Origin of the sequence: Amycolatopsis sp. ATCC 39116 (genome assembly GCF_000231075.2) — a bacterium.
In the GTDB taxonomy this organism is placed as follows: Bacteria; Actinomycetota; Actinomycetes; order Mycobacteriales; family Pseudonocardiaceae; genus Amycolatopsis_E; species Amycolatopsis_E tucumanensis.
In genome coordinates this window covers 261,245-274,328 of sequence record NZ_AFWY03000006.1, presented here as the reverse complement: position 1 = coordinate 274,328, position 13,084 = coordinate 261,245, and the positions used below count along the sequence as shown (strand labels likewise).

Annotated in this window: 8 protein-coding genes; 5 read left to right on the top strand and 3 right to left on the bottom strand. The window is 71.2% G+C overall.

Features of this window, described 5'->3' with window-relative positions; translation table 11 throughout:
* Both AMY39116_RS42605 and AMY39116_RS0310305 read right to left on the bottom strand, forming a co-directional pair.
* On the bottom strand, positions 1 to 1,159 hold a 1,159-nt coding region (locus AMY39116_RS42605), incomplete at its 3' end, for an Hsp70 family protein (RefSeq protein WP_157358499.1).
* A gap of 73 nt (positions 1,160 to 1,232) precedes the next feature.
* The gene (locus AMY39116_RS0310305) at positions 1,233 to 5,243 is read right to left on the bottom strand and encodes a type VII secretion protein EccC (protein ID WP_027935796.1); all 4,011 of its coding nucleotides are present in this window, start codon (positions 5,241 to 5,243) and stop codon (positions 1,233 to 1,235) included.
* 304 nt (positions 5,244 to 5,547) lie between these two features.
* Here AMY39116_RS0310305 and eccD point away from each other — a divergent pair, with 304 nt between their 5' ends.
* Both eccD and mycP read left to right on the top strand, forming a co-directional pair.
* Positions 5,548 to 6,912, top strand: coding sequence for a type VII secretion integral membrane protein EccD (eccD, locus tag AMY39116_RS0310300; RefSeq protein WP_020417579.1), 1,365 nt, complete (start codon positions 5,548 to 5,550; stop codon positions 6,910 to 6,912).
* Positions 6,913 to 6,935: 23 nt separating this feature from the next.
* Entirely contained in the window at positions 6,936 to 8,384 is a 1,449-nt protein-coding gene (gene mycP / locus AMY39116_RS0310295; RefSeq protein WP_020417578.1) for a type VII secretion-associated serine protease mycosin, read from the top strand.
* 537 nt (positions 8,385 to 8,921) lie between these two features.
* Here mycP and eccB read toward each other — a convergent pair.
* A complete protein-coding gene (gene eccB, locus AMY39116_RS0310290) occupies positions 8,922 to 10,544 on the bottom strand; it encodes a type VII secretion protein EccB (RefSeq protein ID WP_027935795.1) in 1,623 nt (540 codons plus the stop codon).
* A 306-nt stretch (positions 10,545 to 10,850) separates the two neighbouring features.
* Here eccB and AMY39116_RS46020 point away from each other — a divergent pair, with 306 nt between their 5' ends.
* Genes AMY39116_RS46020 through AMY39116_RS0310275 form a run of 3 tightly spaced genes read left to right on the top strand, consistent with a single transcriptional unit; the run spans position 10,851 to position 12,933 of the window.
* Positions 10,851 to 11,012, top strand: coding sequence for a hypothetical protein (locus AMY39116_RS46020; protein ID WP_157358498.1), 162 nt, complete (start codon positions 10,851 to 10,853; stop codon positions 11,010 to 11,012).
* 23 nt (positions 11,013 to 11,035) lie between these two features.
* On the top strand, positions 11,036 to 12,214 hold the full coding sequence (eccE, locus tag AMY39116_RS0310280) for a type VII secretion protein EccE (RefSeq protein ID WP_020417575.1): 1,179 nt from the start codon (positions 11,036 to 11,038) through the stop codon (positions 12,212 to 12,214).
* Positions 12,211 to 12,933, top strand: a complete 723-nt coding sequence (locus tag AMY39116_RS0310275; RefSeq protein ID WP_020417574.1) for a hypothetical protein — start codon at positions 12,211 to 12,213, stop codon at positions 12,931 to 12,933. The genes eccE and AMY39116_RS0310275 overlap by 4 nt, the downstream gene beginning before the upstream one ends.
* Positions 12,934 to 13,084 lie beyond the last annotated feature (151 nt).

Genomic DNA, 13,084 nt, shown 5'->3' with positions numbered 1-13,084 from the left:
GCTGGTCGGCGAGCTGCCGGGAAGGCACGCGCGGCGGCGGCGCGGCGGGCGCCTTCTGGACCGCGAGCAGCGCGCCACGCGCGACCACCGTCTCCGGCTGGTCCAGAGTGGTCGGAACCACGCCGGTGCGCTCGTGGACCAGCCGCGAGATCATCGGGATCCGGCTCGAACCGCCGACCAGGAAGATCGCGCTGAGCTGCTTCGGGCGCAGCTCGGCCTCCTCGATCGCGGCGCACGTCAGTTCGACGGCGCGGCCCAGCGGCGCGGCGACCAGGCGCTCCAGGTCCTCCCTCGTCACGTGCGCGTCGGCGAACGGCGGCGGCATCGGCACGTCGGTGTAGGCGTGCCGGGACAGCGTTTCCTTGGCGCCGCGGACGTCCTGGCGCAGCACGCGGCGACGGCGCCGGTCGGTCAGCTCACGGCCCTCGACGAGCTGGCGCCACGCGTCCGGGTCCGCCGAGGACACCAGGCTGCCGACGTGCTCCAGCAGCAACTGGTCGACGTCGGCGCCGCCGAAGCTCGGGTCGCCCCGCGTGGCGAGCACCTGGAACCCGCCGCGGTGGCCGGGGACCCGGCTCACCACGCTCACGTCCACCGTGCCGCCGCCGAGGTCGAGCACGGCCAGTGTCGCGCCGGGACGGTTGCTGATCTCGACCGTGCGGTCGGAGTTGATCTCCTCGGGCGCGAAGGTCGCGGCGTGGAACACCGCGGCCGCGACCGGTTCCGGCACGAGCGTGACCTCGCGGGCCAGACCACTCGCGGCCTGGCGCAGCAGCCGGGTGCGGACCGCGCCCCAGTCGGCCGGGTGGGTCAGCACGAGCAGCCCGACCTCGGCGTTGCTGGCGAGGCGGCGCGCCTCGCTGACGGCGCGTTCCAGCACCGCGCGCACGACGTCGGTGACCCGCAGGACGCGGTCGCCGAGCAGCAGCTCGCCCTCGTCGATGCGGCGCTTCGGGTTCGGCTCGTAGCGCGACGGGTCCATCGCCGCCTGCCGGTCGGCCTCCTGCCCGACGAACAGGGTGCCGTCGGCCGCCGCGTACACGGCCGAGGACATGAGCGGCTGCCCGTCGACGACGACCACCTGCGGCGGCCGCCCGTTCAGCGCGGCCACCACGCAGGTGCTCGACGTCCCGAAGTCCACTGCGACGCGCAAGGTCACGACGCGCCCCCGCGAAACGGCACCAGAGCCGCGTCACGGCCCTGGTGCTCCGCTCCGATGTGGACGGTCCTGATCAGTCCGGCTGGATCCACGACACCTGCATCAACTGCTTGCCGACCTTGCGGCTCACCAGCACACCACGACCCGGCGGCATCGCGGACGGCTTGACGTTGCCCAGCAGCTGGCCCTCGTCCTTGCTGCCGTTCATCACGATGCCCGGCGCCGCGATCTCCTTCAGCTTGCCGATGATCGGGTCGTAGGCCGCGCGCGACGCGCCACCCGTGCGGCGCACCACGACCATGTGCAGGCCGACGTCCTTGGCCTGGGCCAGGAACTCCGACAGCGGCTTGAGCGGGTTGGACGTCTGCGTGGCCACCAGGTCGTAGTCGTCGACCACGATGAACAGCTCCGGCCCCTTCCACCAGGACCGGTTGCGCAGCTGCTCCTGCGTGACGTCCGGCCCGGGCAGCCGCCGGGTCATCGACCCCACGATGTCCTTGACCATGCCGTCGAGCTGGTTGGCCGACACCGCGTAGCCGAGCAGGTGGTTGCCCTCGACGAACCCGAGCATCGTGCGCCGGTAGTCCACCAGCACGATGACCGCTTCCTTCGCCGTGTACCGCTCGGTGATCCCGCGCGTGATCTGCCGCAGCAGGTTCGTCTTGCCGGACTCGCCGTCGGCGAAGGCGATGAAGTGCGGGTCGGCGTCGAAGTCCAGGTAGACCGGCGCCAGCTCGTCCTCGTTGATGCCGATCGGGATGAGCTTGGTGTGCCGCTGCTTGTCCATCGACAGCACGTCCTCGTAGGACACCATCTCCGGCAGCAGCCGCACCTGCGGCGCCGGGCGGCCCGGCCAGGCGGCCTTGATCTTCGCGACCGCGTCCGCGACGCCGGCGCCGATCGATTCCGGATCGCTCGACCCGTCGATCCGCGGCAAGCCGATCAGCATGTGCAGCCGGTCGCGGGTCAGGCCGCGGCCGGGACGGCCCTCGGGCACGTTCACCGCGGTACGGCGGTCGATGTCGGATTCGCTCGGGTCACCGAGCCGCAGCTCGAACCGCGTGCCCAGCATGTCCTTGATGGCCGGGCGGATGTCCGCCCACCGGTTCGCGGAGATGATCACGTGCACGCCGTAGGCCAGACCGCGCTGGGCCAGCGCGGTGATCTGCGGCTCCAGCTCCTCGAAGTCGTCGCGCAGGGCGCGCCAGCCGTCGACGATCAGGAACGCGTCGCCGAACGGGTCCTGCTCCGGGGTGATCTCGCCGCGGCGCTTGCGGTTGCGGAAGTCGGCCATCGAGTCGATGCCCAGCTGCCCGAACAGGCCTTCCCGCTCGTTGGCGAGCGCGTTCAGCTCGGCCACGATGCGGCGCGCCTTGTCCGGCTCGCGCCGGGCCACCGCGACACCACCGACGTGCGGCAGGTCGGAGAGGCCGGCGAGCGTGCCACCACCGAGGTCGATGCAGTAGAACTGCGCCTCCTCCGGCGTGTTGGCCAGCGACAGCGACATGATCAGCGTGCGCAGGAGGGTCGACTTGCCCGACTGCGGACCGCCGACGATCACACCGTGACCGGCGGCGCCGGAGAAGTCCGCCCACAGCGGGTCGCGCCGCTGCTCGAACGGCCGGTCGACGATGCCGATCGGCACCTGCAGCTTGCCGTTGCCGAAGAAGCCAACCGGCGACAGACCGCGGTCGTCGGTCGGGTTGAGGTTCGGCAGCAGCGTGTCCAGCGAGTTCGACTCGTCCAGTGGCGGGAGCCACACCTCGTGCGCGGGCGGGCCCTGGCCGATCAGGCGGTCGACGATGACCTCGAGCTCGGTCGGCTCGGTGCCCTCCTCCTGCTGCGGCTGGGGCGCGGCCTCGACGCGCACCGGCTCCGGCTCGGGTTCCGGCGGCAGCTCCACGAAGTCGGGCACGAACAGCTGCGGCCGCTTGTCGGCGCGCACGACGTTGGCCACCGGCCCGGCCGCCTGCATCCCGGCGGGCCGGTACGGACCGGACACGTAGGACGCCTTGAACCGGACCATCGTGGACGTGTCGTACTTCAGGTACCCGGAACCCGGGATCGACGGCAGCTCGAACGCGTCCGGCACGCCGATCGCGGCCCGCGATTCCGCGGCGGAGAACGTCTTCAGACCGATCCGGTAGGACAGGAACGTGTCCAGACCACGCAGCTTGCCCTCCTCCAGCCGCTGCGAGGCGAGCAGCATGTGCATCTGCAGCGACCGGCCGACGCGGCCGATCTGGAGGAAGATGTCGATGAAGTCCGGCTTGGCCGTCAGCATCTCGGAGAACTCGTCGATGCAGATGAACAGCGCGGGCAGCGGGTCGAGGTCGGCGCCGTTCTCACGGGCCTTCTCGTAGTCCCAGACGTTCTTGTAGTTGCCCTTCGCGAGCACTTCCTGGCGCCGCGCGACCTCGCCCGCGATCGCGTCCTTCATGCGGTCGACCAGCGTCAGGTCGCCGGCCAGGTTGGTGATCGTCGCCGCGACGTGCGGGGCCTTGTCCAGGCCGAGGAACGTCGCACCACCCTTGAAGTCGACCAGGATCATGTTCAGCGTCGTGCTGGAGTGCGTGGCCAGCAGGCCGAGCACCAGCGTGCGCAGGAACTCCGACTTACCGGAACCGGTCGCCCCGATGCACAGGCCGTGCGGGCCCATGCCCTCCATCGCGGCTTCCTTGATGTCCAGCTCGACGGCCTGCCCGAACTCGCCGATCCCGAACGGGACGCGGTAGCGGTCGCGCACCGGGCGCGGCCGCCAGGCCTGCTGCACGTCGAACGTCATCGGGTCGCCCGGGATGCCGAGCAGCTCCAGCAGCGTCGGGTTGGACAGCAGCGGCTCGTCCTCGCTCGCCTCCTGCGCGGCGCTGCCGACGCGGTACGGCGCGAGCTTGCGGGCCAGCGCCTCGCACTCGACGACGCTGAGCGTGTCCGGCTTGCCGAACCACTCGATGCCGCCGCCGCTGCGCGCGCCGACGCGTTCCTTCTCCACGACCAGCCGCAGGCCGCGGCGCGCGGCGAGGTTGCCCAGGGAGTCGGACAGGTCGATCAGGGTGACGCCGACCAGGCCTTCTTCGAGGATGATCTGCTCCTCGCGGCTGACCTCCGCGTCGTCCAGCACGATCACGATGTGCGGCTGGTCCGGCGACGGCGTCGCGTTGCGCGAGAACCGCGGCCGGTCGCGCAGCTCCGCGTCCAGCCACTGCTCGATCTGCGCGAGCGAACCGGCCATCATCCGCAGCTGGCCGATGCCGTCGGCGAGCTCCGGGTGCTGCACATGCGGCAGCCACTTCGCCCACTCCCACTCGGCCTTCGCGCGGCCGGTGGTGGCGAACGCGAGCAGCACGTCGTCACAGCTGTGGAAGGTGACCAGCTGGGCCAGCATCGCCCTGGTCAGCCCCCGGGTCAGCTCCTTGTCGCCGCTCAGGCTCACCGCCGCGAACCCGCGCAGGGTGATCTGCGTGGGCAGGTCGGGGACGATCGAGTGGGCGCGCACGAACCGGCGCAGCGCCAGCGTCGCGATCGGCTCCAGCTCATCGACCGGCCCGGTCTGCGGCGGCACCAGGCGCGTGGCCAGCCGGTGCGAGCTGCGCCCGACGCGCAGGTGCAGGAAGTCCTGGTCGTTCTGGCGGCGCTCCCACATGCGGCGGCTCGCGGCCAGCGACCACAGCGCCTGCGGATCCGGGTGCACCCACTCCAGCGACGCGCGCTGCTCGGCCATCGCCTCGCGGGCCCGCTCGCGCATCTGCCCGAGGTACCGCAGGTAGTCCTTGCGGTCCTCGTTCATCTCGGCCTTCTTGGCCCCGCCGCTCTTGCCGCCACCGGCGAACATCCCGCCCATCGACATGAGCATCATCAGCGGGAACATCAGGGTCAGCGGGCTGCGCGCGGCCGCACCGCCGGTGGTGAACATGACCACGACCATGCCCATGGTCGCCACGATCATGACCACCGGCATCATCTTCTGGACGACGTTGCCGGGGATCGTGCGGGGCACCTCGGGTGGCGGTTCGAGGTGGACCTCACCGCCCGGTGGGCGCGGCGCAGCAAGCCTTGGTGACCTCTTGAACTGCAGCGTGCTCACCGAAGGGTCCCCTCTTCAAGTCGTCCTGCGCCTCCAGCGCCCACACGGTAGCGAACAACGGCCTCTTCCGAGGCCGAGACCGCCCAACCCGGCACCGATTGCCCGAATCCGCCCCCGTGGCGGAGCCAGGTGCAGTAATACTAGGACCGCCCACCGACAGTCCGGAACGATCCGCGGGTGCACGTTGGGCAGGAATTCACGGGCAGCGGCTGCCGCGGACACGGTCGTTCGGTATAAGTAGCCCGCAGCATTCTCTCGGGTAGGGGGCAGGCAAGTGGCAACGGGCACGACGGTATTCAGCAGGGTGACGGTGGTCGCGCCCCGCACCAGGATCGACGTGGCGCTGCCGGCCGACGTCGCGGTCGCCGACCTGATGCCGATGCTGCTCGACATGGCCAGGGAGACCTCGCCGGACGGCGGCGCCCGCCACGGCGGCTGGGCGCTGGCCAAGCTGGGCGACGCGCCGCTCGACCCGAGCCGGACGCTCGCCTCGCTCGGCATCGTCGACGGCGACCTGCTGCAGTTGCGCAAGCGCAACGACAACCCGCCGCCGCCGCTGTACGACGACGTGGTCGACGCGATCGCCGACGCCCAGCCGGACACCTTCCGGCCGTGGACCAAGGAGACCGCGCGGCGCATCGGGCACATCGCGGGCGGCCTGGCGCTGTTCACCGCGGCCCTGGCCCTGTTCTTCGGCGGCCCGCTGTTCGGCGGGAACGGCCTGGCCGCCGCGCTCACCGCGGGTGTCGCCGCGATCGCGTGCCTCGCGGTCGGCGCGACGCTGGCCAAGGCCTACCAGGCCGAGGCGACCGGGGTGGTGATCGCCGCCGCGGGCGGGTTGCCGTTCGCGTTCGTCGCCGGGTTCTACGCCGTGCCTGGACTGACCGTGCGGGCCAACCTGCTGCTGGCCAGCGGTTTGGTGGTGATCCTGGCCGCGGTCGCGATCATGATCATGGGCGCAGGCATCACGACGTTCATCGCCGCGGCCACGGCAGGCGTGATCGGGGTGGTCGCGTTCACCATCGCGACCCTGATCGCGCACCCTGCGGCCGGCATCGCCGCGGGCACCGCGGCCGGCGCGCTCGCGCTGATCTCCCTGCTGCCGCGCGCGACGATCTGGCTGGCCAAGCTGCCGCTGCCGCACGTGCCGGGCACCGCGGAGGAGCTCAAAGAGGACACGACGTTCCCGGACTACGCCGAGATCGAGCGCCGCACGGCCGTCGCCCACAACTACATGACCGGCCTGCTGATCGGGTGCGGCAGCGCGACCGCGATCGCCGCGATCATCACCGCGACCGCGCCCGGCGTGTGGGGCATCCTCACCGCCGCCGTCGCGACGATGGTGCTGCTGCTGCGCGCCCGCTCCTACGCCAACGGCAGCCAGGCCGTCGCGCTGCTGACCACGGGCATCGTGTCCGGCGCCGGCATCCTGATCGGCTGGCTGGGCACGCAGACGCCGATGGGCCGCCTGCTGTGGGTGTTCGGGGCGCTGGTGATCATCGGCGCGGGTTCGCTGGTGGTCGGCGTCGTGTTCCCCAACCAGCGGTTCTCGCCGCCGCTGCGCCGCACCGTCGAGATCTTCGAGGCGATCTGCATCGCCACCGTGCTGCCGCTCGCGCTGGCCGTCATGGACCTGTACGCCACGCTGCGGCACATCTCGTTCGGCTGAGCATGATTCGAGGGGGAACTCGCGTGCGGAGACTCGGTGCGCCCGGCCGGACGGCGACCGTCCTGCTGGCGGGGTCGATCGGCGTCCTGGCGACCGGGACGGCACAGGCGCAGACGGGCGGCACCGGCTCCGACGGGTACTGGGCGGTGCCGCCGCCGTTCGTCGCCAGCTACCTGCCCAGCGACAACGGTGGCCGCAACAGCTTCGACTACCAGCAGAAGAACGCCTGCGTGACGCGTGACCTCGGGCAGAAGGAGGTCGTGCTGCGGGAGAAGCCGTGGGGCCAGCAGTACCTCCAGATTGAAGAGGCCCAGCAGCTCGCCCGCGCCAAGACCGGTTCGGCGGGAGGCGGCATCCGGGTCGCGGTGATCGACACCGGCGTCACCCGGCACCCGTACCTGCCCCGGCTGGAGGGCGGCGGCGACTACGTTTCGGCCGGTGACAACGGCCTGAACGACTGCGACGGCCACGGCACCGAGGTGGCCGGGATCATCGCCGCGCAGACGCCGCAGGACCAGATCGGGTTCACCGGCGTCGCGCCCGACTCGACGATCGTGTCGATCCGGCAGTCCAGCCAGAACTACTCCAAACCGGACTCGGCGGGCGGCACCAGCGGCCAGCAGACCGGTGGACGGCAGCAGAACGACGCGAACGGCGCGGGCACCACGCTGTCGCTGGCGCAGGCGATCGTGCGTGCGGTGAACCTGAACGTCGACGTGATCAACATGTCGGTGGACAACTGCCGCCCCGCGGACGGCTCGATCACCGACGGCGAGCGGGCGATCCAGGCCGCGGTGCGGTATGCGGTGGACCGGAACGTGGTGGTCGTGGCCGCGGCGGGCAACACGTCCGAGACGTGCCCGCAGAACGACCAGGCCGACCCGAACAAGCCCCGGTCGATCGTGACGCCGCCGTGGTTCTCCGACGACGTGCTGTCGGTGGCGGCGATCGACGAGACCTGCGGGGTGGCGCCGTTCAGCGTGCACGGGCCGTGGGTGAGCGTGGCCGCGCCGGGCACGAACATCATCTCGCTGGACCCGTCGAAGGGCTCGTCGCAGCTGGCGAACCAGACGATCGAGAACGACAAGGCGACGCCCATCCAAGGGACGAGCTTCGCGGCGCCGTACGTGGCCGGGGTGGCGGCGCTGGTGGCGGCGCAGTACCCGAACCTGAACGCGCGGCAGATCATGAACCGGATCCGGGTGACCGCGCAGCACCCGGGCGCGCAGGGCGGCCGGGACAACTTCACCGGTTTTGGCGTGGTCAACCCGGTGGCGGCGCTGACGGCGATCGTGCCCGCCGAGGAGGGCCTGGCCGCGGAGGCGGGACGGCAGCTGCCGTCCGGGCTCCCGGAGGCGAACCCGAAGAACTGGACGCCGATGATCGTGGCGCTGGCAGGCACCGGCGGGGGTCTGGTGGTCCTGCTGGTCGTCATGTTCGTGATGAGGACCATCCGCCGCACGCGGGCCTGATCTTTGAACCCAAGGCAGCTGGGTGGTCATCCCGTCGCCTGACACTGGACGATCACCTTGAGCCAGGGCCGCAACCTCCGTGCTTTCCGGCGGCCGGACATGCCAACCTTGCGGCCCTGGCTCAAGGTGATATGCACAAACCGGAAGGCGACGGGATGACCACCCAGCGACCACCCACCCGAGCTGAACCGAGGCACCCCACCCCTGGTCATCCCGGAGCCTGCCCGTCCGGCGAGGACTCTTTTGATCTTTAAACCCGCGCCTACGCGCGGAAACAGCGCCTCACGGCGCCAAGCGGTCACCTTCCGACCACCCCCGCCCCCGATGCCTGATTGTGTTTCAGTCGCCGAGCAGCCGTGTCAAGGCGGGAAAGCGTGCCTTGACACGACTGGTCGGCGACTAAAGATCGGCTGTGGATCGGGGCGGGGGAGGTCTGGTTGGGGTAGTCGCCTGCTTTGCGTTGCCGGGTGGCGGTTTGGTGGCGGAGAAAAGAAAAGCGGCCCTCCGCTTTGCTTGAGGGCCGCTGTCTCTTGTGGACTAGTTGCCTGATGTGCCGGTGTTTCCGGACGCCTGTTGCTGCTGCGACGGGAAGCTCCCGGCGTTCGGCGAGACCGGCACCGAGTCGTAGCTCCGCTGGGCGTCCTGCACGTTCAGGGACGCTCCGGTGGGCAGGAGGCGCACGATGGCGTCCGGCGCCGGCCGTGGGTCGGTCAGGCCCAGTGCGTTGGCGGTGTTCGCGTCGGGGACGCCGTACCGCAGGCCCCGGTCGGTCACCAGTGAGATGGGGCCCGTGGCGAAGGACTGCTTCGACGTCGCCGACCGGATGACCGCTCCGCGGCCCGGGGGCATGTAGAAGTTGTCGATCTTCAGGCCGTCCGGGCTGGGCTGGCCGATCTGGATCAGCTTCGCGTCGGCCGGGACCGGGAGCTGCGTTCCGACGTAGACGGCCGTGTGCTGGTCCTCGGTCGTCGGGTCGCCGGGGTTCACCACGTTCCAGCCGAGGCAGGTCACCGGGGTCTGCGTGGGGTCGAGCACGGTCGGGATGGTGTTCGGCATGGTGTCGACCTTGAGCGCGTCGCTGTCGCCGGACTGGATCTGGCGGATCGACGTGATCGTGTTCGGCGACAGCTCCTGCGGGCGCGGCGCGGCGGTCGAGCTGCCCGAAAACCGGATCAGGTCCGCGACGGCGGGCGACACGCGCTGGATCCCGTTCTGCAGGACCACGTAGCTGCTTCGCGTGCCGTCCGAGAACGACACCGCGAACACGTCACCCACGTTGAGTCCGGCCAGGTCCAGCGCCTGGAACTGCGTCGCGCTGCCCTTGCCGGGGATGGTCGGCGGCGTGAACGGCGTCACCTGCGGGATGGCGTTCAGCAGGCCGATGGAGATGCGGCGCGCGTTCTGCGGGTTCAGGCCCAGTGCCGTGTAGACACCGGCGCGGCCCGGGTCCAGCTCCGCCCGCACGGTGTTCGCGTTCGGCTGGTTCGGGTTCCGCTCCAGGCGGTAGATCAGGTACGGCTTGTCGTTGTCGCCGACGGCCAGCACGGCCTCGTTGTCGCCCAGCTCACGTCCGGGGTTGGGCACACCGGCGAGCACCGTCGTGGCGTTCGTCGCCTGCTGCAACGCCAGCTGGCTCGGCAGGTCCGACCGGATCGTCAGCTGGTCGCACACCGCCCAGTCGTCGGACACCCGCTGCGACGTGGTCGGCAGCAGCTGCGGACCGTCCACAATGCCCGTCAGCCGCCCGCGCGGGATGTCCTTGAGCTGGTCGTCCGGGACCACCGACGGCTCCACCGCGGTCGCCGCCGCGGAGGCGCCCTGCCCCTGCTGCGACATCAGCAACAGCCGCGCCGAGGCCAGGTTGAAGGTCGGGACCAGCTGCTTCGGGTTGCCGGTGACGACGTAGATCGCGCCGGACTCCTTGCCGATCACGATGTTGCCCGAGTCCGGCACTGCCGGTTTCGGGCTGATCAACCCGAAGATCACGAAACCGACGACACCGAGCAGCGCCAGGATGAACCCGACGATCGTCGCTCTGCCGTGGGTCCGCATCGGATCGTGGAGCATGACCGAGTCACGCCGCACCAGCGCGGACTGCATGCGGCGCAGCACGAACTGGTAAGCGTGAACTTGCGATTTCGTTGTCGGTGTTGACGGCATTCTCGACCTACTGCTCCCCGAGTCGCGGTACGGTTCCGCAGGATAGCGGTACGGGATCTCCGCCGGTGTGGGTTTCTCCCAACTCCGGCTAGGGTCGGGTTCCCGGCCGACCGGCTTGCCGGGATCGCTGTAGGTACGAGGGGAAGAACGAGCGGATGTCCGTCACCACTCCGCCACGTCCGGGTGGGCCCCCGGGTTCACCGCCGCCGAGGGGCCGTCCGCCGGGCCCGCCACCGCGTGGCGGCGTGCCGGGCGGGCCGGGAGGACCCGCCGGACCACGCGGCCCGCAGGGACCCGGAGGCCCCGGTGGGCCCGGCGGTCCAGGTGGTCGCGGACCTGGTGGTCCGGGTGGACCCGGTGGTCCTGGTGGACCCGGTGGCCCGGGCGGTCAGGGTGGGCCGCCGCCGGCACAGCCGCCCCCCGAACGTCCCGCGCCGGTCGCTCCCCCGGCTCGCCGCCGCGTCCTGAACACCCGGCTCGGCCCGATCCCGGTGACCAACCTCGTGGTGCTCGAGATCGGCCTCGCGATCGGGCTGATCCTCATCGCGATCAACGAGTCGCTGCTCTACGTCGGCATCGGCGTCCTCGGCGCCGCGCTGATCATCGCGATCCTGCGGTGGCGTGGTCAGTGGTTCACCCAATGGGCTGGACTTACGATGCGCTACTCGTTCCGCAGCCACGACCGGGTGTCGACGCCGCCGAAGCCCGACGCCCAGGCCATCGCGACCGGCGACGTGTCCGTTACCGGCCCGGAGGACGTGCGCGTCAGCCTGCTGCGGCTCGTCGTGCCGGACCTGGTGGTCGCGCACGGCAAGGACCACGAGCTGCAGGAGGTCGGGCTCGCCTGGCACGACGGCACGTGGACCGCGGTCCTGCTCGTCGAGCCCACCCCCGCGCTGATCACGCAGGCCGGCGGCGCGCCGAGCCTGCCGCTGTCGGCGCTGGCGCCGTGCCTGGAGGACCGCGGCGTCGTCCTGGACTCCATCCAGATGATCTGGCACTGCTACCCGGGCAGCGCGGCGCTGCCCGCGGACTCGCCCGCGCTGACGTCCTACCTGGAGGTCCTCGGGCCGCTGCCGGCCGCGGCGCGACGCACCACGTGGGTGGCGATCCGGCTCGACCCGCGCCGGTGCCCGGACGCGGTCCGCGAGCGCGGCGGCGGCGTCGTCGGCGCGCACCGCGCCTTGATCGGCGCGCTGTCCCGCGTCCGCAACGCGCTGGAGTCGCAGGGCGTGCCGACCCGGCCGCTCAGCCCGGACGAGCTGCTGCGGGCCGGGATCTCGGCCGCCGAGCTGACCGCGGCCGTCGGTGGCGGCGCGAAGGTGAACCTGAAGGAGAGCTGGACCAGCGCGACGGCGGCGGGCATCGGCCACGCCAGCTACGCCGTCACCAGCTGGCCCAAGGGCAAGATCACGACCACGCTGAACGCGCTGACCAGCGTGCGCACGCTGTCGTCGACCGTGGCGATGTCCATCTCGCCCGCGGACGACGAGGGCAAGGTCGGCCTGCGCGGCGTGGTCCGGCTGAGCGCGCGCAACCCGCGTGAGCTGGACACCGCCGACGAGCGGCTCAACACGCTCGCCGAACGCGTCGGTGTGTCGCTGACCCCGCTGCGCGGCCTGCAGATCGACGGGCTCGCCGCGACCATGCCGATGGGAGGCACCGCATGAGCCTGCGGCTTCGTGACCCGGGCCGGAACACGGGCGTCGCGCCCGAGTTCGTGGTCGACCCGGTGCTGCTGGACGCGATCAGCCCGTCCGGTGACCGCGGCGGCATCGTCGTCGGCTCGGGCCTCAAGGGCGAGCCGCTGACCATCTCCGCCCTGAGGGCCACCCCCACCCGGATCGTGCTGGTGGGTGGCCTGTACCTGGCGCGGCAGGTGGCGCTGCGGGCGATGGCGGTCGGCGCGTGGGTGACCATCGCGACCGGGCGGCCGGCCGCGTGGCAGGTGCTGCCGAAGGCAGCGGGCAACCAGCCGAACGGGCGACCGTCGCCGCTGGTGACCATCCGGCGGCTGTCGCCGGTCGAGCTGCCGCGCCCCTCGGAGGACGCACCGCTGCTGGTGGTGACCGACGGCGGGCCGACGCCGCAGGACCTGTTCCCGCCCCGATCGCCCTGGCACACGACGGTTTACGTGCTGCCGTACCTGCACCCCCAGGCGACGACGATCGCGAACGCCGCGGACGTCGTGCTGATGCAGCGGCTGCCCGCCGGACAGGCCGAGCTGGCAGCCCGGATCTGGCGCCTGCCGCCGCAGATGGTGCGGCAGCTGACCACGCTGAAGGACGACCAGGTGGTGGCACTGGGCCAGAACCTCTGGCGCCCCCTCCGGCTGGTCACCACACCGAAGGAACAGTCACTACTGGGCCCAGTCCGCCGCGGCGACTGACGAGGCTCTTGATCTGTGAACAAAACCCCGAGCTGGGTGGTCATCCCGTCGCCTGACACTGGACGATCACCTTGAGCCGGGGCCGCAACCTCTCTGCTGGCGTGAGTTGACATGCCAACCTTGCGGCCCTGGCTCGAGGTGATATGCACAA